Genomic DNA, 20,097 nt, shown 5'->3' on the forward strand with positions numbered 1-20,097 from the left:
GCAACAAGATTTCATCTGCTTTCCCTTGCGCTTTCGTCCTCGCAGAAAATTCCTCGCTATGTCTCGCATGGCAGACCGACGACAAGGCCTGCTCAATCTCAATGCTCTGTCAGGATTACAAGGTCAAAAAGCCTTTGTTTGTGGCAAAAAATTTCAAGATTGGCAGCCGCGGAAGCGAAACAAATCCTGTGGTCAAGGTCGTGATGCCTGATGATGTTTCTGGAATTGCCGGCTGGAGCGGAATCTGGACTGACGACAAGAATGCCGAGCCTGAAAAAAGCAGCCTTTCACCGCAGTTCAAAAATATTGGCGATAATCTGATTCCTGCAAAAATTTCTTCTGATTCCGAGGATGATGCGATTATTTACTTTAAGGCACGGGTGCTTGACAAGGCCGGAAACTGGTCTGAAACTGCAAGCCTTGAATATTACCTGGACAGAACTCCTCCAAAGAGACTTTCGCAGATTTACTTCGACAGGGATGAATGGGGATTTGCTTCTTCGAATGATGTTTCTTTTTCATGGCAGAAAAATATAGAAGAGACTGATGATGTTGCCGGGTATTCATGGACCCTCACAAAAATTGCGCCGATTGATAAAAGCCTTACCGTCACAAAATCACGGAAACTGGCTCTTACGCCTGAGGAATCTGAAAAACTGCTTTCTTCGATTATTGAAGCAAACGCTGAAAATGAGTCAAAGGCAAAACTTCCTTCTTCCAAAATCAATTCGGCTTCAGCTTCTGCATCTTTCAGAAACCGTGACAACGGACTTTATGTATTCTCGGTTCGTGCGATTGACTCTGTTGGAAACGCTGGAGAACCTGAAAATATCTGGGTATTTTTAAACAAGTACAAGGCCGCAACGATGATTCGGAATGTCACGGCAGTACCGGATGACTTGGGAAATGTCTCGATTGAAATTACTGGTCAGGAATTCTCATACGACGGTGAAATTTCTGAAGTCATGCTGACTCGAAAACCTGGCGGCGAAAAATTCATCTTTAGGAAAAACACCGGGGATTTCTCGATTCAAAAACTTAAGGGTGACAATGAAAAAATCTCTGGAATCAAAATAGACGGAATGAAATCTGGAAGCTACTCCGTTCAAATCCGTCATTCGGAGCGTGGTCTTTCGACATGGAAGAACAACCTTGTGATAGGTGAGAACGGAACGGTCAAATACGAAAAACAATACAATTTTGAGCCAGAATGGTTTTCACTGCCGGAAATTGCTTCAAAGTACAGTGTGAACACCGACAGGATTCTTTTCATCTTTGTGATGCTTATGATTCTGTTCGGAACCATGGTGTGTACAAGAGGCATTATTGTCACTGCACGGGATGTGCTTAAAATTAAGAAAGAGGTTTCGTCAATCCTGACAGGAGAATATATGGAAAAAGAAGATATCGATAGAATTGAGGCAAAACTGAAAGTAAAGGTCTCTCTGAAACTTAAATTCGGGCTTTCAATCACGAGCCTGCTCCTTCTGATTGTGGCAGGAGTTGCCGTCGCAATCGGTTATCAGATGTCCAAGACCCAGGAAAAGATTTTGATTTCCGGCCTGAAAGACCGCGTTAAGACCGTGATGGGAAATATGTCGAGCGGAGTTCAGTCATATCTTGATGACGGACGTGAGAAAATCGTTGAGATAGGGGCAATCGTAAATCAGACCGACAATTTTGATGAAGCTAAATGTGCCACCATTTTTAGTTTTGAGATTGACGGCCAGGCCTTAACAGACGGAAGCCGCCCGATGGATTATGTATGGGCAACTAATGATGAGAATATAAACAGCAAGATAAATACAGGGTTCTTTGACGCGGGAACGGTTCGTTATGAGTGGACGGATGATTTTTACAGGAAAAAATGTGAGGAACTGAATGAAAAGGCCCTTAAAATCGTCGATGATTTGTCTCATACGACAGGCGATAATTCTAACCTTATCTTCAGGAAACTCAATGAATTCTCGGCTTCCCAGTATGATTCCTATCCTGCGATGTCAGACGAGAAACTTGACAGAAACGTGACAGAGTATCATTTTTACTGGCCTGTTATTTACCAGAAAGGGCAGAACAGGGACAACCTCCTGCAGGCAATGATTATAATGGAAGTCTCTACGGATACGCTTGTCAGTCAGATTAATGCGTCCAGAAAAATCGTCCTCTCAATCGCTCTTGTTGCTGGCGTTGTTGCGGCAATTATTGCGCTTATATCAGCATTTGCTCTTTCTTCCATTATTGTTTTCCCGATTCAGAGAATTGTATCTCATGTTAAAAAAATCACCGAGACGAAGAACAAGCTTCTCCTTGACGGAGTTGAGATTAAAATCACTTCCCATGACGAACTTCGTACGCTCGGAGACTCAGTAAACGAGATGACAAAAGGTCTCGTAAAGGGCGCAAGGGATGAGGAAAGGGCAAAAATTGCCTTTGAAAGGGCTGCTGTTGAGCGTGAAAAGGCTGCCCGTGCACAGGCTGAGGAAGCAAAGGCTCGGGCCGAGGCTGCCGAAATGAACATCATGAACCTTGACGGACAGGCGGTTCAGAAGGCTTTCATTCCCCTTGTAAGCGAAGGTGCTGAAAAAGAGACCGTCGCCGAGCTTAAGGAAAAGGAAATCCAGCTCTACGGATATTACGAGGGAACCGATGCTGTTTCCGGTGACTATTTTGATTACAAAAAACTCGATGAGCGCTGGTATGCAATCATAAAATGCGATGCTTCAGGCCACGGAGTTCCGGCTGCGCTTATCATGACGATTGTCGCAACAATTTTCCGCCGTTATTTTGCGAGCTGGAAATTCGAGAAAAACGGAGTCAAGCTCAATCTCCTTGCCGCGGACATAAATGACTTCATCGAATCCCTGGGTTTACGGGGCAAATTCGCGGCGATGATGATTTGTTTGCTCGACACAAAGACCGGCGATGTCTACACATGCAACGCGGGCGACAACATTCTGCGCATCTTTGACTCCGCCGAACGAAAAATCAAGGTGATTACTCTCCATGAAGCCCCTGCCGCCGGCCCGCTCCCTAGCTTTATGGTTGAAATGAAGGGCGGCTACAAGGTCGAGAAAATCAAGCTCAAACCGAACGATGTCCTTTTCCTCTACACTGACGGCATTGAGGAATCCACGAGATTCTTCCGCAATTCTGACTTTGATATTGTCGCCTGTGACGAGAGCGGCTTGAAAGAAGGTGAGATTCACGGCACGCACAAAAAGGGCGAGCAGAGCGAACAGATGGAGCCTGCACGGGTTCAGGATATCATCGAGTGCGTCCTGAACAAGAAAAAATATGTCCTCAAACGCTACCATGCCCCGATTGCTGACGAAAAACTTGAATTTGATTTTACGAAATGCGAGGGCACTATCGAGGAAGCAATTATCGCGCTTACGGCTGTCGAAAAAGTCTTCCGAATGTACAAAAAGCCCGGCTCTCAGGGAAAAGTCGAGAAAACGGAGATGGATTTGGACGGCAAAATGAAGACAGTCATTCAGGTTTCGGGCGACGGAATCAAAATTGACCGCAAAATCGACGCGTTCCTGCAAAAATACTTCAACCGCTACGATTATTATTGCGTGAACAAGGTTGATGAGGGCGAGACGAACTATGTCTATTACACCGGCGTGAGCGAAGATGTTCAGGCCGACGACCTTACTTTGCTTGCAATTAAAAAAATGTGAGTTATAATTTAATGCAGGAGTTATTTTATGACTAAAGATGATTTGAAAGGATATTTTGATAAAGGGCTTGCCGCCACAAAAGAGGCTTTGGGAAAGGCGGGCAAGGCAGCATCCAAATTCGGTGACGAGAGCGTTCTCAAAATCGAAATCCAGCAGTTCAAGTCTCAGATTAAAAAAGACAAGGCTGCTCTCGGAGAACTTGCTTTCAAGGTTTTTACCGAAGACAATGCCGAATCCTTGGCTAAAAACGACGAGAATGTAGCAAAAATCCTCGAAAGCATCAAAAATGCCCAAAAAGAAATCGCAGAAAGGGAAGAAAAGTTAGCAGTTAGCAAGTAGCAGTTAGCACTGAGTAAAATTTGCTTCTTCCTTTCACCTCGGTGATTTTTAGGATTTGCATTTTTACTAAAATCCAGATAAGGAGCGTTGACCATCTTGCGGTCTTCGCTCCTTTTTCTTTTTTAAGCTCTCTGGTTAAGTCACACGCCCTAAATTTCGGGGCGGAGCCATCTTCGTTTTTGATTCTCAGGCTTTCTGGAATCAGTTTTTTCCAGTCTTCCTTCTGGTTGAGCCTTTCTTTTCTTGTAATTTTTTCGAGCCTTTTTCCCATCGGAACCCAGTCCTTTAGATGCCGGCGGGTTTTCGTCTGGTTCTGGGAAAGTCCGGCCGTTTTCCGCCTGAGCTCACTTATCTCGCAGTACAGAATTTCAAGCTCCAGATTCACGTTCAGAAAAAGCGTGCAGATCTGAGTCATTCCCCTTAGCGAATCGTAAAAACTTGCTTTTTTCGGGCTTTTTTTTCTGTGCAAAAGTTCTCCGTTCGTGTCGTAAAGCTCAATCCACTTGCTTTCGGCTATCGGGTGCACGATTCTGAGCTTGCGGCCGGTCTCCAGAATGTACTCGGCTTTTTCCGTGAGCGCGGAAAGGTTTGAAGTCTGAATCTCAATTGCGTTTCCGTTCTCGTCAAGAATGTCACAAATCCACGGCGTATCGTCCAGTTTTACTTCCATCGTTCCGTTTGATTCTAGCGCGTAGATTTTTTTGAGTGTCGCATGAAGATTCGATTCGTTGTAAGTGTTTATCATTTTTCCTCAGATTATCACAGTTTAAGATTTTTTTCAAAAAAAACTCTCAATTATCGGCATTTTTTCTGTTGACTTTAGTAATTTTGGGGGATAAAATAGTAACTAAGTGGGAAATTGTGGGGTAAAGTGGTAAATAGTGGTATGGAGCTGTTAACTGGTGAGTACCGCAACACGCTTGACGAAAAGGGGCGAATCCTTTTTCCGATGCGCTTGCGAAACGAATTGTTTGCAGAATCAGACAAAAATGTTCTCATCATTACACAGTCCTTCGACCACTGTTTATGGCTTTATACTCTCAATGAATGGAAAAATATTTCGTCAAAGATTATGGAGACAGCATCTCCTTTCAATGCGCGAAATTCTCTCGTGCTTCGTCACTTTATCGCTCCGGCTCAGGAAGTGGAGCTTGATAAGGCCGGCCGCCTTTCTATCCCGCAGAGCCTACGCGAGTACGCTCATCTTTCCAAGGATTGCGTTATTCTTGGAATCAACAAATACATGGAACTTTGGGATGCAGAAGCTTACGCTAAGTACCTCGGTGAGAATGAAGATTCCCTCAAGGAAGCAGCAGAAGCTTTGAGCAGCATAAGTTTCTAAAAAAACACAGATTAAAAAAAAGTGGGATAAGAAAGTTGGAGATTGTTCACACGCCGGTTCTGCTTGGAGAGTGCTTGTCTTATTTAAGCCCTGTCAACGAACCGTTTGAAAAAAATGCTTTTATGATTGACTCGACTCTTGGCGAAGGCGGCCACTCAAACGCATTTTTGTCTAAATTCCCAAATCTTCATATTCTAGGACTCGACCGCGACAAAACGATTCAGGCTCGTGCACGCGAACGCCTTTCTGTTTACGGCGACCGCATGGATTTTTACAACGGCTGGTTCAACGAATTCTACGCAAATTATCCTTCAGATAAAGAAAAACCGAACATCATCCTTTTTGACCTTGGAATTTCGGTCTATCACTACGAAAAATCTGGCCGCGGATTCTCATTCCGCTACGACGAGCCGCTTGATATGCGCCTCAATTTTGAGGAAGGTGAGAGCGCGGCTGACATTGTGAATACATGGCGAGAGGAAGAGCTTGCCAACATGATTTATCTTTACAGCGATGAAAAAATGAGCCGGAGAATTGCTCATGCGATTGTTGAGGCTCGCGCTGGCGGCAAAATTGAGTCGTCAAAACAGCTTGCGGAAATCATTTACAACGCGGTTCCCGGCAATTACAAGCACGGAAACATCCATCCGGCAACGCGCACTTTCCAGGCCCTGCGGATTGCGGTGAATTCCGAGCTGCGCAGGCTTCCACAGGCTCTTCACGATGCTTTCAATGTCCTTGCCGTCGGCGGAAAACTGGGCGTGATTACATTCCATTCGCTCGAAGACCGCATCGTTAAGAATTATTTCCGAAATCTCGGCAAAAAGTGTATATGCCCGCCACAGCAGGCTCAGTGCACTTGCGGCGGTGAGCCTTGTGCCGAAATCTTGACCAGAAAGCCGGTTGAGCCGACTAGCGAAGAGGTGAAGTCGAATTCGCCGAGCCGAAGCGCAAAGCTCCGCGTGGTCCGAAAGCTTCGTGACGCGACCGAAATGCACAAACTTGCTATTGAGCAGGAGGCAATGTAGCCCAATGAAATTACATTCATGTAATTTCATTGGGGCCGAGTTTTCCGCAAGGCGTAAAACTCGCATATTGTTGCATCCGTGCAACAGAGGAGAGGAAAATGAGGATTAAACATGACACAAAACTTCGCTTCGTGGCCTATGCTTCGGTCATATTGATTCCGCTATTGCTCGCCCTGGACGCGTTTCAGGCGCATCGCTATGCCAAACTCAAATCCGAGCTTGCCAAGCTTGAGGCAAAGCAGATCGAAATCGTAGAGCAGAACCGAAAGCTGATTTCCGACATCAGCCTTCTTTCCAGCTCCGACCGAATCGAAAAAATCGCGGAAGAAGAACTCGGTATGCACAAAGCGAAGAGTGAGGATATCGTAAGGGTTGAGATAAAGTGAAAAAAACACACGGATTTGCTTAGGTCTAACGACCTTCGCTTTGTGTAGGGAAAAGCACCGCACGGATGCGGTGTAAAAGCAAAGAGAGAATTTTCTGAAAGAAAATTCTCGTGCGAATCAAAAAATCCACGGAAGGATTTTTTGTTCGGAGAATGCACAAGGCAAAGAGCGAAGATATCGTTCGGGTGGAAATTAAATAAACCACCGATTACACAGATGTCACAGATGAGGAATGTGTTAATACGAAAATCATTCGTATTTTTACGAAAGAATTTCGTATATCAAAACTTTAATCAGTGTAATCTGTGTAATCTGTGGTTAAAAAAAACTTGGAGTGAAAAATGACAGACGCAAAAAGTGTCGAAAATATAGAAAGTCTCTTGAAATTGTCAGAAACTCTTGAAGCGGTGGGAGGAGTTCTTTTGAATCAGAATTTTGATTCTGGGAACTTTTGCTTCACGAGCGTGCAAACTGACAGCCGGCTTGTCGCGGAAAAATCTCTCTTTGTTCCCCTCATCGGTGAATTCCAGGACGGGCATTCCTATATTCCTTCTGCACTTGAAAAAGGCGCGTCTGCCGTTTTTGTTTCAAAAAAAACATCTAAAAATCTCCTTGACGGCTTGAAGAGACAGGCCGCCGATAACAAAAATGTAGCTTTTATTCTGGTGGAGAACACAATGCGCGCGCTGCAGAAAGCTGCCGAAGCGTATGTCCGTAAGTTTCCGCGTCTTATTCGCTGTGCTGTGACTGGTTCAAGCGGCAAAACAACGACTAAGGAAATTACGGCTTCAATTCTCCGTCAGAAATTCTCTGTGATTGCCACAAAAGGCAACTTCAACTCAGAGACCGGGCTTCCTCTCTCTGTCTTCAATATCCGTCCTGAGCATGAGCTTGGACTTTTTGAGATGGGAATGAACCGCGTGAACGAAATTGGCGAGATTGCCGAAGTTTTCAAGCCGAATTATGCGATTATCACGAACATTGGCACGGCTCACATCGGCATTTTGGGCAGCCGGCAGAACATTGCGAACGAAAAGAAAAAGATTTTCAATTACATAGATTCATTCGGGGCAGCTTTTATCCCTGAAAAAGACGATTTTGCTTCTTTCCTCGAAAAAGGCGTGAAAGGCAAGGTCGTAAAATACGGTCTTGGTTGCGATGAGAGCGTTAAAGTCGTCGCGGATGAAGGACTTTTGGGCACTGTGTTCGCAGTTGACGGCGTTCTCATGCGGCTTTCACTTCCTGGAAAATACAATTTCCTGAACGCGCTCGGAGCGATTGCGCTTGCGAAGAAACTTGGATGCACCGGCGAGCAGATTAAGGCCGGAATCGAAAGCCTAAAACCTCTCGGTGGCCGCTCAACGATTAAAAAAGGAAAATTCACCGTCCTTGAGGACTGCTACAACGCAAATCCTGACTCAATGGAAAAAGCACTCGACCTGTGCGCTGACACCAAAATTGAAGGCAAAAAAATCTATGTTCTCGGTGACATGCTGGAGCTTGGAGAAGAGTCTGAGAAGGAGCACGCAAAAATAGGCGAGAAGGCACTTTATTCTGATGCCGACATGATTATTTTCTTCGGCTTTGAGATGAACTACGCCTTTGAGAAAGCAGTCGAAATCGCTCAGAAAAAAGAATCCCTTACGGACGGAAAAATTTCTTCGGTCCGCTTGATTTATATCGGAAACAAAGATGAGGCGGCAATCAACGATACCGCAAAAGAAATAAATGAATTTGCAGAAGCCGGCGACCTGATTCTGCTCAAAGGCTCTCGTGGAATGGGCTTGGAGCGGATTCTGCCTCCGATTGGAATGGGGGGCGAGTCGTGAATTTCAGCATTGTTGCCGACCGACCTCTGGAGAATTACAAAAAGTGCGACATCTCATTGATACTCATCTCCGTTTTGCTCTGGGGAATCGGTATGTTCACGCTTTATGTGTGTTCTGGCAACTACGGAATGAGGGCTTTTGGCGATGACCTTTATTTCGTAAAAAGGCAGATGATAAGCTCATGCCTGGGATTCATGCTCTTCATCGTCTTCGCGACATTCAATCTTGACACAATCAAGCGTTTCCTTCCTCTCATGGTGGTGATTTCGCTTCTTCTTTCAATAATGACTTTTATTCCTGGCATTGGAATTGAGCGTAACGGTGCGCGCCGCTGGATTCGGCTCGGTTTCACGACTTTCCAACCTTCCGAGATGGTGAAATTCGTGATTGTGCTTTATCTCGCGAATTATTTTGAGAAACAGGCTAAAATTATCGATTCGTTCGACAAGACTGTTTTTCCGGCCGTTCTCGTGAGCTTCGTTATGATTGGTTCGATTGCTATGCAGTCCGACCTTTCGACATCAGTTTTTGTTGCCGCCCTTGCGATTCTGCTTTTTATTGCGAGTGGCTCAAAGATTTTCTGGCTCGTTCCGGTGATGTCGATTATCGTTCCTTTGAGCGCGCTTTTTGTATTCCTGGAGCCTTACCGCCTGAACCGAATCATCGGATTTTTGGATCAGGACAGTTATTTGCAGACTTTGAATTATCAGACCTATGCTGCTCGTCGTGCGATTTCTTCCGGCGGATTCTGGGGGCAGGGGCTTGGCTCAGGTCTTTCCCGAATCAATTCAATTCCTGAAATTCAGTCTGACTATATTTTTGCTGGCTGGGCAGAGTCAATGGGATATTTCGGGGTGCTGATTTATTTCGCGCTTCTGATTTTGTTCGCCTGGCGTGGGCTGCATTGCGCCCTTACGGCCAAAACCCGGTTCGCTTCGATTGCTGCTTTCGGGTTTATCGTGTCGATTGTCGCACAGTCCGTGATGAATGTCGCTGTTGTCGGCGGCGTGATTCCAACGACCGGCATTCCGCTTCCGTTCTTTTCTTCGGGTGGTTCGTCAATTTTGTTTACCCTGGCGACCTGCGGATTTTTAGTGAATGCTTCGCGTAATGAAATCGGGCCAAATGACGATATAGAAATGGAGGAGTTAATTTATGAGTGATTTTGTGATTCAGGGATTTGAGAATTTTGAAGTCCACGGAAGAAGGAAGAAAGTGGTGTCTGATTCAAAACTGAATGCTGTCAAGATTTTCGCTGCTGTTTTTGGAATCTTGCTCTTGTGTGAACTCTGCGTGTATTTTTTTGTCGTTCCGTGCCTTGATAAAGTCGAGGTTTCGTGGAGCGGCCTTTCCTCATATTCAAAAGAGAGCATGAACGGCGTAATTTCTCAGTGTCTGAACAAAAAATTCATGAATTTCAGCACCAGTGAGGCAAAGTCTCTCGTAATGTCAGTTCCGGGTGTCGAGAGCGTTCAGATTTCAAAAAGATTCCCGAACAAAGTCCACATCCATGTGAACGAGCGCAAGCCTGTCGCTATGACTTTTGTTTCCTCAAATGGCCGGACTGTTCCTGTTGAGATTGACAAGAACGGAGTCCTCTTCAACGGAACGGTAAATTCTTCAAATTTAGTAAATTCGGATTCATCTCTTCCTTTAATTTCTGGAATTCCTGTCGAAAATATACCAGAGGGAATGAGAATTCCTCAAAAGTATCGTGCTTTGATGGAGCAGATTGACCAAATTCGTTCGCTTTCACAGAACTATTTTGCGGCTGTTTCCGAGATTCATGTCATTCCAAAGGAATATGGAAACTACGAGCTGGTTTTGTACCCGATTCATTCAAGAACAAGGATTCTTACGGGCCGCCAGCTTAACGAAGAATCTTTGCAGTACATGATGGTCGCACTTGATGTCGTGAATGCGCTTGAACCTGATGTGGAGGAAATTGACCTTCGCTACGGCTCAGTGACTTACCGGACGAAATCTGATACACTTCATCAACAAACAGGAGAATTCGTTGAGTAACATAGTTGTTGGTCTTGACATCGGAACATGCTTCGTGCGGGCCGTAATCGGCGTTGTAAATGACGATAAATCTGTCGAAATTGTTGATGTCGCAAAAAAGCCTTCGAGCGGGTGCCTTCGTAACGGTACAATCGTAAACATCGAGGCTACAAAACAGTGCATTCATGAAGTCATAGATGAAGTAGAGCAGAATACAGGCCTTGAAGTTCAGTCTTGCGTTACAGGAATTGGCGGCGTTCAGATTGAAAGCATCAATTCACGCGGCAAGGTTGCGATTTCTTCTTACGGAAAAAGCGAACGGGCAATCAACGAGGACGATGTTAAGCGCGTAATCGATTGCGCGAATTCAATAAAAGTTCCTCTTGACCGAAAATTGCTCCATGTAATTCCTCAGCAGTACATAATCGACGGCACGGACGGATTCAAAAATCCTCTGAATAATATTGCGATTCGTCTTGAGGCTGATGTCCATATTATCACCGCGAGCAGGACGGCCGTGCAGAACATCACGACCTGTGTTGAGCAGGCAAATTATCAGCTCGACGAGGTTATGCTAAAAACCTTGGCTTGTACCGAAGCCGTAATGATTGATGATGAAAAGAAACTCGGCTCGATTCTTATCGATATTGGTGGCGGAACAACTGATGTCATCGTCGTTTTGAATGATGCTCCGATTTGCACTTGCTCAATCCCGATTGGCGGAAATCTTGTCACAAATGACATTGCGATTGTAAAAGGAATTCCAAATTCCACAGCAGAAAAAATCAAGGTTGAGAACGGCTGCTGCTGGCTTCCTCTTGTCGAAAATGAGAATGCGGAAGTTCTGATTCCTGGATTCGGAAGCAGAAGCACAGAGCTTACGACAAAAGTCGAGTTGTGCCAGATTATTTATCCTCGAATGGAAGAAATCTTTACGATGGTTCGGGATGAAATTGCCCGCAGACTTTCGGCCATGCAGCTCTCAGGAAGCATCATCCTGACTGGCGGCGGAGCACAGCTTAACGGTGCCGTCGAAATGGCTCAGAGCGTGTTCGGAACTTCTTCAGTTCGTCTCGGCTACCCGCAGAAAATGGGCGGCATGGAAGAAAAATACCGTGTGCCTGAGTACGCGACGGCCGTTGGCCTGATTATGGCGCACAAAGACCATGCGCAGCTCGAAAAAAAACACACGAAAAAGCGTGAGATTGCGGAGCCGAAACGGCAGGGCGACAGCGCGTTCCAGAAATTTTTGAAAAAATTCTTCTAACGCTGCTGTCTTTTCAAGCGTTTTTACGTTTTCAACGCCACTCGCTAGCGCTCGAAGCACAGCTTCGAACGAGACTCGTTAAAAACGCTTCTCAAGCGTTTTTGCGTTTTCAACGCCACTCGCTAGGGCGTTTGTTGTACTTGAATGTATATCTTGCGCCCAGGTACCGCCCTATAAAGCGGCTCATGAATGCCGTGAATTTCCATTTTTTTGCCCACAAAATTATTTTCTTTCCTCGTTTTGCTTTTTTGAGGCAGTGAGCCACGACCATAACCGGGTTTTTTCCGTTAAGAACTTCTTTTCTAGCTCCGTTTGAGGCCACATTTGCAAAATCCGTGCTTACGCTTCCAGGGCAGAGAGCCGAAACTTTGATTCCCTTGTCCTTTAGCTCCGCCGCAAGCGCGACTGAGAATGAGAGAACATAAGCCTTTGTCGCGGCATAAACAGCGAAATTCCCCAGAGGCAGAAAAGCCGCCAGAGAAGCGACATTGATAATCGAAGAGCCTTTGTGCATGTAAGGCAAAACCGCACCGCAGAGTCCTGTCAAAGCCGTGCAGTTCAAATCAATCATCTCCAGTTCTTTTTCAAGCGGAGTCGTTGCGAATTCTCCGTAAGTTCCGAATCCAGCGTTGTTTACGAGCATATCAATCTCAAAACCGCCGGAAATTTTTTCGGTAGCAAGGAAAGTCTTAAAAAGTGTGACGCCCTCTTTCCCCGAAAGATTCATCGGCACAACTTTGATTTGCGGAAAATCGTGAATGGCGTAGCTTTCACTTTCTTGCTTTCCGTTTTCCGTTTTCCGTTTTTCGTTTTCCTGCTCAATTCCCAGAATTCCGTTCCGCACTGACTCCAGTTTTTCCTTATTGCGGGCAAAAAGCCAGATTTCAGAGCTTTCAGTGTTATTTGCAATCTGCCGGGCAAATTCCGCTCCCATTCCAGAGCTTGCCCCAGTTATAATCGTAATTTTTCGCATGAGAAGATTATATCATAAATTTTGCGCGAATCAACTTGCAACTGCGAGCACTTTCGTTGTCGTGCTCGTTCAGCTATTCGCCATTCCGCTTTCGCTCCAGCCACGCACTCACTCTCTTGGCTCGTTCAGCTTGTGGCCGGCTTTGCCGTGGCTACTATCCAGCGCGTGAATTTTCTATTAAAATCAAAGCATGAAAAAACATACTTCGCTTCTGATTCTTTCTTTTGTTTTACTAATTATCGGTTCAATTTTTAGCATTGTCCGTGCTGTCAAAAAATACAATAAATATGCGCCAGAGGTTGACAGTGTTGTTGCAAAACTGAAATATGCCGCTGCCGTAAAAAGAGCCGAAAATCAGGCCGTCGAGGATTATGCCGCCTCTCTTTCTGACGAAGTTCGTATGTCACAGCTTTTTCTAGTAAATATTGAAGGAAATGAAAAATTCCATTCCGTTGAAAAAACAGGCGTTCTTTATGGAAAATCTCGCGAGGGAATGCCTCTTGTTCCAGGCGGAGTTTTGCTTTTCTCTTACAATGTCTCAAAGGATCCGCTCGAAACTTACGAGTTCATCAAAACTATCCGCGATTTTTATCTTGAAAACCAGAATGTTCCGCCTTATGTCGCCGTTGACCAGGAGGGCGGCGATGTGAACAGGCTCCGAGGGCTTACAAGCACGCTTTTGGGGCAAAAAAATATCGCCGATTCGTTGACACCTGAGCGGGCGGAGCAGCTTTATTCCGCACAGGCACGCCAAATCCGAAATCTTGGCTTCCATTTGAATCTTGCGCCTGTCGTTGAGGTTGAGAATGATTCCAACCGTGATTTTTTGGACACTCGTACTTTCGGAAATCTCGAAAAAGTCCTCTTGTATGGAAGAATTGCGGTCGAATCTTACGAAAAAAATGGAATCGGTGTCGTGCTCAAGCATTTTCCGGGCAATTCAAGCGTTGATCCCCATGTCGGCCTTCCGAAAATCACTTTCGAGGAGTCTGAATTAGCAAACTATATCAAGCCGTTCGAGCAGCTTTTGCCGGAGTCAAGCGGAGTTCTCATGAGCCACGCAATTATGAAGCCTGTTTCGGGCGGGCATATCGAAGAATTTGAAATGCCAGCCTGTTTCTCGCATCATTGGGTCACGGATGTTGCCCGCACTCAGTGCATGTTCCAGGGAATCGTGATTTCCGATGATATTTTCATGGGCGCGCTCGCAAAAAATGGTTATCCGCCCGAAGAGGCAGCCGTCAAAGCAATCAATGCCGGTGTCGATGTAATCATGCTCTCAGAAAAACGCTTCGGTCATGTCGCAAAAATCCTTCTTGAAAAGGCAGAAACTGATGAAAATTTCGCAAAAGAGATTGACCGTGCCGTAAAAAATGTTATCCGCTACAAAATCAAAGCCGGAATCCTTTTGATGGAAGAAGTAGAAGAAATTCCAAAAGAAAATTCTGAATCAACGGAAGAAAACAAAAATAATAAGCGGAAATCCGCAGGCTCGGTGAAAGAAGCCGAAATGACAGTCCCAGCTTTCTCCGTCAGAATAAATCCGAACTACGAGGACTTTGACCTCAAAAAATTCGACGAGGATTATAAATCTGGAATGGCAGCGTACAATTAGTATCTGCGTTAATCTGAGTTCATCCGTAAAAAAACAAGGAATTTTATGAAACAAAAAGACCGTAACAAAAAACTTTCAGGAGCAGAAGGTTTTGAGGCTTATTATTCAAATCTCTTCGACGGGCGATGGCAGTCAATAAAAGAATCTTTCTCACTTGAGCCGGATTATGCCGAATGGAAAGCCGGCGGCGAAAAGCCTTACTTCCTCGATTCGGCCTCAGTTCGGGCGGCTGTCTCACTTCCGCTTGAAAATGCCATGGACATCCTCGACTTGTGCGCGGCTCCGGGCGGAAAAACTCTCGTCCTGGCCTCAAACATGAACTCAGAAGCGAATCTTCTTTCAAACGAACGCTCCCCGGAACGCAAGAACCGCCTTGCGAACACCGTGCGTGATTGTCTTCCGCCAGAAATTCAGGAGCGAGTCACAGTAATCTGTAAGGACGGAGCGCAGATGTGCCTAAAAAATGAAGAAAAATTCGATGCGATTCTGCTCGACGCTCCGTGCTCAAGCGAACGGCATGTGCTCGCCGACCCGAAATATCTTTCTGAGTGGTCGCCGTCAAGAATCAAAACGCTTTCAATGGCTCAGTGGGCTTTGCTTTCATCAGCATGGCGAATGTTGCGCCCTGAAGGCTATCTTTTGTATTCAACATGCGCGCTTTCCCCTGACGAAAATGACAATGTCGTGGCAAAATTATTAAAAAAATTCGACAATGCCAAACTGTGTGAGCCAAAAATTTCTCTGAATTACAAGAATTTCACCCAGTCCGAGCTTCCAGAATACGAAAAAACAGAATTCGGAGCACATGTCCTTCCAGACAAAGCGGGCGGGGCTGGGCCGTTATACTTCTGTTTGTTGCAGAAAATCCCTGCGAATCACTAGACATACCCGCCATTATTTTGATACAATCCAAGAACATATTTGCAATAGTGTTTTTTACGAACACAAGGAGGAATGTTGGCAGATACAAAAGGTTTACGAATCAATGAACAGATTCGTGTACGAGAGGTCAGGCTTGTTGACGAAGAGGGCGGAAAGAACGGGATTGTTCCCACTCGTGAGGCTCTTGAACTTGCAAAAGAACGCGATCTTGACCTTGTAGAAGTTTCGCCAAACGCAAATCCGCCTGTTTGTAAAATTCTTAACTATGGTAAGTATCGGTTCGAGCAGGAAAAAAGGCTCCGTGATTCCCGCAAGGCCCAGAAAACCCTTAAACTCAAGGAAATCCGTATGCAGCCAAAAATTGGCGCAGGCGACCTTGATACAAAGGCAAAGCATGTTCAGGAATTCTTGGACGAAGGCGACAAGGTTAAGGTCACTATCCGTTTCCGCGGTCGTGAGCTTGCCCATACCGAACTCGGCTACGATGTTCTGAACGAAGTATTGAAAAGGTTGACCGAAGGTTCATACACCATCGAGAAGCCTGCCGCAATGGAAGGGCGGTTCATGTCAATGACATTGAACGCCAAGGCCAAATAACCTAAAGTCCAAAAACTTCCGCAAAACAGTTTTTGTTGGGGAGTACTTTAGTTAATCAAAGAGGTGGCAAAAATGCCAAAAATGAAGACAAAGAAAGCCGCAGCTAAAAGATTCTCTTTTACTGCAACAGGCAAAGTTAAGTACAAGAAGATGAACCTTCGCCATATCTTGACGAAGAAATCAGCAAAACGCAAGATGCATCTTCGTCACGCAGGCATCCTTTCTGAGGATTCAGCAAAAGTAATTCGCACACAGTTGCTGCCGTACGGTAATTAATTTTAAAGGTTATAAGGAGTAAAGAATGTCTAGAGCAATAGATGGAACAAAACGCAATAACCGCCGTGCAAAAATTCTTAAGCTTGCCAGCGGTTTCACAGGACGCCGTGGAACAAACTACAAAGCAGCAAAAGACGCTGTTGTAAAGGCTCTCCGCCATGCTTATGTTGACCGCCGTGACCGCAAAGGCGACTTCCGCCAGTTGTGGATCGCTCGTATCAACGCAGCAGTTCGCGAGGAAGGCCTCTCATACTCACGCTTCATCAATGGTCTCACAAAAGCAGGTATCACACTCAACCGCAAGGCTTTGTCAAACCTCGCTATCGAAGAGCCAGCAGCTTTCAAAGCAGTCGTTGAGGCTGCAAAAAAAGCTCTCGAGGCATAAGTAAAAGGTCCTAAATCGGAGTAAAATATGATTTCATTCGATCAAGTCCTGTTGTTGGAAGAAAGAGTAGAGAGCGCTGTTAAAAAAATCGAACAGCTTAATGCGGAAAACGCTGCTTTGCGAGCAAGAGTTGCAGAGCTTTCAAACGCGCTTAACGCAAAATCGGAGCAGTTCTCGTCTTTCCAATCTGACCAGAGCAAGATCGAAGAAGGAATCCTCAAGGCTTTGAGCCGTCTCAATGCCGTGGAGAATGTCGTTCTTCATGCCAGCGGGGCGGCTCAAAGTGTTTATGCTCCGCAGGAAGCGGCTCCAAAGGAGCAGGTTCCTGCAGAGCAGGTCGCTTCTGCACAAAAAAAACAGCCTGTACCACAGACGCCGCAGGTACAGCCTCAAAATGCCGAGCCGTCTTTTGACAGCATGAAGGCTTCTGAGCCAGCAGTTCCGGCTCAAAATCAGCAAATTCAGCACTCAGAGGTCTCGGTCACTGAGCAAAATCAGCCATTACCACAGGAAATCGAAGTTCCTGTCGCTCCTGCTTCTCATCCACAGTCAGAGCCTGTACAATCACAGCCTGTTTTGGAGCAGCCTGCAGAAAATTCAGTCGGCTCGGAGTCAATCGCACCTGAAATCGGCTTTGAATTCGGCGAGTCAGATTCTTCTTCTCAGCAGCCTGATTCAGTTCAGCAGGGTGGTGCCGCATCACAGGAGCCTCAGATTGACTCTGGCGCACACTCTCAGCCTGCTCAGCCAATGTTCGACATCTTCTAGTCTATGGGTTCACTCCAAATCGATGTCTTCAATTCGCCTTTTGTAATTCAGGTGAATGAGGATGATGAATATCTTCAGAAACTCCTTTGGTATTACAAAAAAATCATTGAGCGCATCAAGCGTAACGGCGTTTTGAAAAATCCAGTTCAAATTTCTTCCCTCGCAGGAATCATGCTTTGTGACGAGCTTTATAAGGAAAAGTCGAAGGCCCAGCTTTCAAAGGCAAATGCCGCCCAAAATGGTGTCGGCGGAATATTTTCCGACCCAGAAGAAAGCAATGAGGCTGAACGGCGCGCAAAAATGATGATAGAAAAAATCGAAAAGGCTTTGGAATCATAATGTTTAAATTTTCCGTATGGGTTGATGCTGATTCTTTCCCTGCAAAAGCTCGTGATTTTCTTGTATCTCACTCGCTTTCAAAACAAGTACAGGTTATTTTTGTCGCGAATCACGAAATCAAGTCAAAAAATCAGAACATAAAGATGATAGTCTGCGAAAAGGATCAGAATGCCGCCGACAATTACATTTTTGAGCATACATCAGAAAATGACATCGTTGTTACGCGCGACATCCCCTTTGCGGCCCGCCTCGTTGAGAAAAACATTGCGGTCATGAACGACAGGGGAGTGCTTTTTTCAAAAGATAACATTGAGGATAAGCTCCGTGAGCGCGAATTCAGTCTTAATATGTCCGAGATTGGCTTGGGCGGCAACAAAGGAAATTATTACGGCGACAAGGAATTGAAGAAATTTTCTACGCTTTTTGAGACAGAACTCCAGAAACACATAATCGCCGACATCTACAATGTGAAGCGACGATAATCCGTGCCCCCGTGTCTTCCCAAAAAAATCAGATTTTTTAGTTTTTGCCCATTCTTTCGTAAGCTGCGTTGATTGAGATGATTCGGTCTTTTACCTCAAGGAAAGCAAGCACAAGCTCCGGGTCAAACTGCTTGCCCGAAAGGCTCTGGATTTCCATGAAAGCATCGTCAATCGACCATGCCTCTTTGTAAACCCGCGCATGAGACAGCGCATCGAAAACATCTGCTATTGCGACGATTCTGGCCGAGAGAGGAATTTCCTCGCCTTTTACCGGAGCCGCCTTTTCGATTGGCTTCCCGATTTCGTATCGGACAAAATCGATTTTGCCAGGATAGCCTTTTTCGTCTCCGTTCCACCATTCGTGATGACGAAGCGCGACTTCCCGTGCCATGACATCAATCTCTGACTCCGGCTCAGTGAAAAGCTGTGCTCCTACGCAAGTGTGCCCCATCATGATTGCCCTTTCCTCGTCGGTGAAACGGCCAGGTCCCGGCTTTTTGAGGATGACATCCGAGATGCCGACTTTTCCCAAATCATGGCATTTTGCGGCGATTTTAAGAATATCCCTGTATTTCGTGCGCTCATCAACCGGAATGTTGTGGTTGAGCGCCCACTGGTCGTAAATTTCAAGAGAAAAGTCAGAGACTCGCTCGACATGGGTTCCGGTTTCTTTTGGATCGCGGAATTCGGCCATGCGCTGCATTCTCTTGATCATGTTGCTTGTAAGATATGTATGCTCCAAAGTCTGAGTTACGCTCGAAGCGAACTGCTTGATGAATTCTACGGACTCTTCGCTGAAAGGAATTACATTTTCGTTCTCATCCTTCGCGTTGATAATCTGAATTACGCCGAGAGTCTGTCCGCTGCTCGTGATGAGCGGAACCGAGAGCATGGAGACCGTTTTGTAGCCGGTCGATATGTCTGTGCTGCTGTTGAATGTGTAAGGCGTGTCTCCGCCGATATTGTAAGCGTCTGGGATGTTGAGAGTCTGGCCTGTGCAGGCGCAATATCCCGCGATTGAGCTTTTTGTTATAGGAACAGTAAAGTAAACATAAGGAGATTTTGAGCCAGGCCGTGCGTTTTTCTGCTGCGTGTCGTTCTGCGCGTACTTGATTCGAAGAAGCTTTGAGCTGAAAAAAGTCTCTTCATCATGGTAAGCGGCCGCTGTTACCGAAGACGGCTGCTTGTCTTCAATGACATAGATAGAACCTGCGTCCGCGTTTGCGATTAAGCGGGCTTCGGTGAGAATTCTTTCAAGAAGGACGTCTGTATCCCTTATTTCGTTGAGCAGTTTTTCTGTCTCAAATACTTTTTGTAGTTTATCAGCGTTTAGCACTTTTGACATACTTATATCCTAAACCAATTAATTATAATTTAATTGTGTTAAATAGTCTAGGAAAACCCCGTTGGAAATAATTAAAAATTTTTCTATATATGGCGCGACCCCGCGTGCTCCGGGCTTTGCGCGGTTCCGCCGTCCGGCTCCATGCCGCGCCGCCCATGCCGGGGCCAGCCTGCGGGGCAGGGAAGCCCCCCGCTCTGCATGGCAGTCCGTTCCTGCTGCGGGCAGGTCCTCCACCCGCGGCATGGCCGCCGCGGCACGCTGCGCGCCGCTCCAATCCCGCGCGTCATCATCCGGCGGCCATGCGCCCCCCGTCTTCGCGCTCCCCGCCCCGCGCCCGCGTGGCGGGGAAATCCCCCGCGGCCTCCCGTGACGGAAAGGAGCCTGCCGCCCCTCAAGGAACGTGCCGGGAACCGGGGAAAACCCCCGGAAAAAAAAACCGGAAAAAAAAGTGAAAAATTTTTGAAAAAAAATAAAAAATCTGTTGACACAAAATGAATGGTGGTGTATATTCATTCTCACCCGCTGACAACAAGCGGCCAACACAAAGTTCTTTGAAC

22 protein-coding genes are annotated in these 20,097 nt (G+C 46.0%); 18 read left to right on the top strand and 4 right to left on the bottom strand.

Annotated elements, in window-relative coordinates; translation table 11 throughout:
• Together IJJ71_RS04205 and IJJ71_RS04210 are read left to right on the top strand one after the other, a co-directional pair.
• Positions 1 to 3,683: SpoIIE family protein phosphatase (locus tag IJJ71_RS04205; RefSeq protein WP_296845499.1), on the top strand; the 3,683-nt coding region annotated here is incomplete at its 5' end.
• A 27-nt stretch (positions 3,684 to 3,710) separates the two neighbouring features.
• Positions 3,711 to 4,022 carry a hypothetical protein gene (locus IJJ71_RS04210; RefSeq protein ID WP_296845500.1) on the top strand — a complete coding sequence of 104 codons (312 nt, stop codon included), beginning with the start codon at positions 3,711 to 3,713 and terminating at the stop codon, positions 4,020 to 4,022.
• Here IJJ71_RS04210 and IJJ71_RS04215 read toward each other — a convergent pair.
• Positions 4,012 to 4,767 carry a DUF8091 domain-containing protein gene (locus IJJ71_RS04215; RefSeq protein WP_296845501.1) on the bottom strand — a complete coding sequence of 252 codons (756 nt, stop codon included), beginning with the start codon at positions 4,765 to 4,767 and terminating at the stop codon, positions 4,012 to 4,014. The genes IJJ71_RS04210 and IJJ71_RS04215 overlap by 11 nt on opposite strands.
• 141 nt (positions 4,768 to 4,908) lie before the next feature.
• On the opposite strand from IJJ71_RS04215, the gene mraZ reads away from it, so the two are divergent.
• The 7 genes from mraZ to ftsA all read left to right on the top strand — a co-directional run bounded on the left by mraZ (position 4,909) and on the right by ftsA (position 11,878).
• Positions 4,909 to 5,364 carry a division/cell wall cluster transcriptional repressor MraZ gene (gene mraZ, locus IJJ71_RS04220; protein WP_296845503.1) on the top strand — a complete coding sequence of 152 codons (456 nt, stop codon included), beginning with the start codon at positions 4,909 to 4,911 and terminating at the stop codon, positions 5,362 to 5,364.
• A gap of 35 nt (positions 5,365 to 5,399) precedes the next feature.
• Positions 5,400 to 6,392, top strand: a complete 993-nt coding sequence (gene rsmH, locus IJJ71_RS04225) for a 16S rRNA (cytosine(1402)-N(4))-methyltransferase RsmH (RefSeq protein ID WP_296845505.1) — start codon at positions 5,400 to 5,402, stop codon at positions 6,390 to 6,392.
• Between the two features lie 98 nt (positions 6,393 to 6,490).
• A complete protein-coding gene (locus IJJ71_RS04230) occupies positions 6,491 to 6,778 on the top strand; it encodes a cell division protein FtsL (RefSeq protein ID WP_296845507.1) in 288 nt (95 codons plus the stop codon).
• Positions 6,779 to 7,119: 341 nt separating this feature from the next.
• Positions 7,120 to 8,607, top strand: coding sequence for a UDP-N-acetylmuramoyl-tripeptide--D-alanyl-D-alanine ligase (locus tag IJJ71_RS04235; protein ID WP_296845509.1), 1,488 nt, complete (start codon positions 7,120 to 7,122; stop codon positions 8,605 to 8,607).
• Entirely contained in the window at positions 8,604 to 9,770 is a 1,167-nt protein-coding gene (locus IJJ71_RS04240; protein WP_296845510.1) for an FtsW/RodA/SpoVE family cell cycle protein, read from the top strand. Before IJJ71_RS04235 ends, IJJ71_RS04240 begins: the two co-directional genes overlap by 4 nt.
• Complete coding sequence (locus IJJ71_RS04245; RefSeq protein WP_296845512.1) at positions 9,763 to 10,632, top strand: cell division protein FtsQ/DivIB; 870 nt, start codon at positions 9,763 to 9,765, stop codon at positions 10,630 to 10,632. The genes IJJ71_RS04240 and IJJ71_RS04245 overlap by 8 nt, the downstream gene beginning before the upstream one ends.
• Positions 10,625 to 11,878: a cell division protein FtsA gene (ftsA, locus tag IJJ71_RS04250; RefSeq protein ID WP_296845513.1), complete on the top strand. Its 1,254-nt coding sequence runs from the start codon at positions 10,625 to 10,627 to the stop codon at positions 11,876 to 11,878. The genes IJJ71_RS04245 and ftsA overlap by 8 nt, the downstream gene beginning before the upstream one ends.
• A gap of 109 nt (positions 11,879 to 11,987) precedes the next feature.
• Here ftsA and IJJ71_RS04255 read toward each other — a convergent pair whose 3' ends face one another.
• The gene (locus IJJ71_RS04255) at positions 11,988 to 12,851 is read right to left on the bottom strand and encodes an SDR family NAD(P)-dependent oxidoreductase (protein ID WP_296845515.1); all 864 of its coding nucleotides are present in this window, start codon (positions 12,849 to 12,851) and stop codon (positions 11,988 to 11,990) included.
• Between IJJ71_RS04255 and IJJ71_RS04260 the strand changes: the two genes are divergently transcribed.
• From IJJ71_RS04260 to IJJ71_RS04300, 9 genes are all read left to right on the top strand, one after another.
• Positions 12,850 to 13,020, top strand: coding sequence for a hypothetical protein (locus IJJ71_RS04260; RefSeq protein ID WP_296845516.1), 171 nt, complete (start codon positions 12,850 to 12,852; stop codon positions 13,018 to 13,020). The genes IJJ71_RS04255 and IJJ71_RS04260 overlap by 2 nt on opposite strands.
• A 21-nt stretch (positions 13,021 to 13,041) precedes the next feature.
• On the top strand, positions 13,042 to 14,466 hold the full coding sequence (locus IJJ71_RS04265; RefSeq protein ID WP_296845518.1) for a glycoside hydrolase family 3 N-terminal domain-containing protein: 1,425 nt from the start codon (positions 13,042 to 13,044) through the stop codon (positions 14,464 to 14,466).
• Positions 14,467 to 14,511: 45 nt separating this feature from the next.
• Entirely contained in the window at positions 14,512 to 15,348 is an 837-nt protein-coding gene (locus IJJ71_RS04270) for an SAM-dependent methyltransferase (protein WP_296845519.1), read from the top strand.
• A 75-nt stretch (positions 15,349 to 15,423) separates the two neighbouring features.
• Positions 15,424 to 15,945, top strand: a complete 522-nt coding sequence (gene infC / locus IJJ71_RS04275) for a translation initiation factor IF-3 (RefSeq protein WP_296845520.1) — start codon at positions 15,424 to 15,426, stop codon at positions 15,943 to 15,945.
• Between the two features lie 72 nt (positions 15,946 to 16,017).
• Positions 16,018 to 16,221 carry a 50S ribosomal protein L35 gene (rpmI, locus tag IJJ71_RS04280; RefSeq protein ID WP_296845521.1) on the top strand — a complete coding sequence of 68 codons (204 nt, stop codon included), beginning with the start codon at positions 16,018 to 16,020 and terminating at the stop codon, positions 16,219 to 16,221.
• A 25-nt stretch (positions 16,222 to 16,246) separates the two neighbouring features.
• On the top strand, positions 16,247 to 16,606 hold the full coding sequence (gene rplT, locus IJJ71_RS04285) for a 50S ribosomal protein L20 (RefSeq protein ID WP_296845522.1): 360 nt from the start codon (positions 16,247 to 16,249) through the stop codon (positions 16,604 to 16,606).
• 27 nt (positions 16,607 to 16,633) lie between these two features.
• Positions 16,634 to 17,374 carry a cell division protein ZapB gene (locus IJJ71_RS04290; protein WP_296845523.1) on the top strand — a complete coding sequence of 247 codons (741 nt, stop codon included), beginning with the start codon at positions 16,634 to 16,636 and terminating at the stop codon, positions 17,372 to 17,374.
• A gap of 3 nt (positions 17,375 to 17,377) precedes the next feature.
• Positions 17,378 to 17,713 (top strand): cell division protein ZapA, encoded by a 336-nt coding sequence (locus IJJ71_RS04295; protein ID WP_296845524.1) that lies wholly within the window; start codon positions 17,378 to 17,380, stop codon positions 17,711 to 17,713.
• Positions 17,713 to 18,195, top strand: coding sequence for a DUF188 domain-containing protein (locus IJJ71_RS04300; protein ID WP_296845525.1), 483 nt, complete (start codon positions 17,713 to 17,715; stop codon positions 18,193 to 18,195). Before IJJ71_RS04295 ends, IJJ71_RS04300 begins: the two co-directional genes overlap by 1 nt.
• 37 nt (positions 18,196 to 18,232) lie before the next feature.
• Here IJJ71_RS04300 and IJJ71_RS04305 read toward each other — a convergent pair whose 3' ends face one another.
• Both IJJ71_RS04305 and IJJ71_RS04310 read right to left on the bottom strand, forming a co-directional pair.
• A complete protein-coding gene (locus IJJ71_RS04305; protein WP_296845526.1) occupies positions 18,233 to 19,540 on the bottom strand; it encodes an HD domain-containing phosphohydrolase in 1,308 nt (435 codons plus the stop codon).
• An 18-nt stretch (positions 19,541 to 19,558) separates the two neighbouring features.
• On the bottom strand, positions 19,559 to 20,097 hold a 539-nt coding region (locus tag IJJ71_RS04310), incomplete at its 5' end, for a hypothetical protein (RefSeq protein ID WP_296845528.1).

Origin of the sequence: Treponema sp. (assembly GCF_017430385.1) — a bacterium.
GTDB lineage: Bacteria > Spirochaetota > Spirochaetia > Treponematales > Treponemataceae > Treponema_D.

What these genes read in the sequence shown, in the direction of transcription:
- IJJ71_RS04210 (WP_296845500.1), top strand. Translation starts at nt 3,711, where the DNA reads ATGACTAAAGATGATTTGAAAGGATATTTTGATAAAGGGCTTGCCGCC.
- IJJ71_RS04215 (WP_296845501.1), bottom strand. Translation starts at nt 4,767, where the DNA reads ATGATAAACACTTACAACGAATCGAATCTTCATGCGACACTCAAAAAA.
- mraZ (WP_296845503.1), top strand. Translation starts at nt 4,909, where the DNA reads ATGGAGCTGTTAACTGGTGAGTACCGCAACACGCTTGACGAAAAGGGG.
- IJJ71_RS04230 (WP_296845507.1), top strand. Translation starts at nt 6,491, where the DNA reads ATGAGGATTAAACATGACACAAAACTTCGCTTCGTGGCCTATGCTTCG.
- IJJ71_RS04235 (WP_296845509.1), top strand. Translation starts at nt 7,120, where the DNA reads ATGACAGACGCAAAAAGTGTCGAAAATATAGAAAGTCTCTTGAAATTG.
- IJJ71_RS04245 (WP_296845512.1), top strand. Translation starts at nt 9,763, where the DNA reads ATGAGTGATTTTGTGATTCAGGGATTTGAGAATTTTGAAGTCCACGGA.
- IJJ71_RS04260 (WP_296845516.1), top strand. Translation starts at nt 12,850, where the DNA reads ATGAGAAGATTATATCATAAATTTTGCGCGAATCAACTTGCAACTGCG.
- IJJ71_RS04255 (WP_296845515.1), bottom strand. Translation starts at nt 12,851, where the DNA reads ATGCGAAAAATTACGATTATAACTGGGGCAAGCTCTGGAATGGGAGCG.
- IJJ71_RS04265 (WP_296845518.1), top strand. Translation starts at nt 13,042, where the DNA reads ATGAAAAAACATACTTCGCTTCTGATTCTTTCTTTTGTTTTACTAATT.
- IJJ71_RS04270 (WP_296845519.1), top strand. Translation starts at nt 14,512, where the DNA reads ATGAAACAAAAAGACCGTAACAAAAAACTTTCAGGAGCAGAAGGTTTT.
- rpmI (WP_296845521.1), top strand. Translation starts at nt 16,018, where the DNA reads ATGCCAAAAATGAAGACAAAGAAAGCCGCAGCTAAAAGATTCTCTTTT.
- rplT (WP_296845522.1), top strand. Translation starts at nt 16,247, where the DNA reads ATGTCTAGAGCAATAGATGGAACAAAACGCAATAACCGCCGTGCAAAA.
- IJJ71_RS04290 (WP_296845523.1), top strand. Translation starts at nt 16,634, where the DNA reads ATGATTTCATTCGATCAAGTCCTGTTGTTGGAAGAAAGAGTAGAGAGC.
- IJJ71_RS04295 (WP_296845524.1), top strand. Translation starts at nt 17,378, where the DNA reads ATGGGTTCACTCCAAATCGATGTCTTCAATTCGCCTTTTGTAATTCAG.
- IJJ71_RS04300 (WP_296845525.1), top strand. Translation starts at nt 17,713, where the DNA reads ATGTTTAAATTTTCCGTATGGGTTGATGCTGATTCTTTCCCTGCAAAA.
- IJJ71_RS04305 (WP_296845526.1), bottom strand. Translation starts at nt 19,540, where the DNA reads ATGTCAAAAGTGCTAAACGCTGATAAACTACAAAAAGTATTTGAGACA.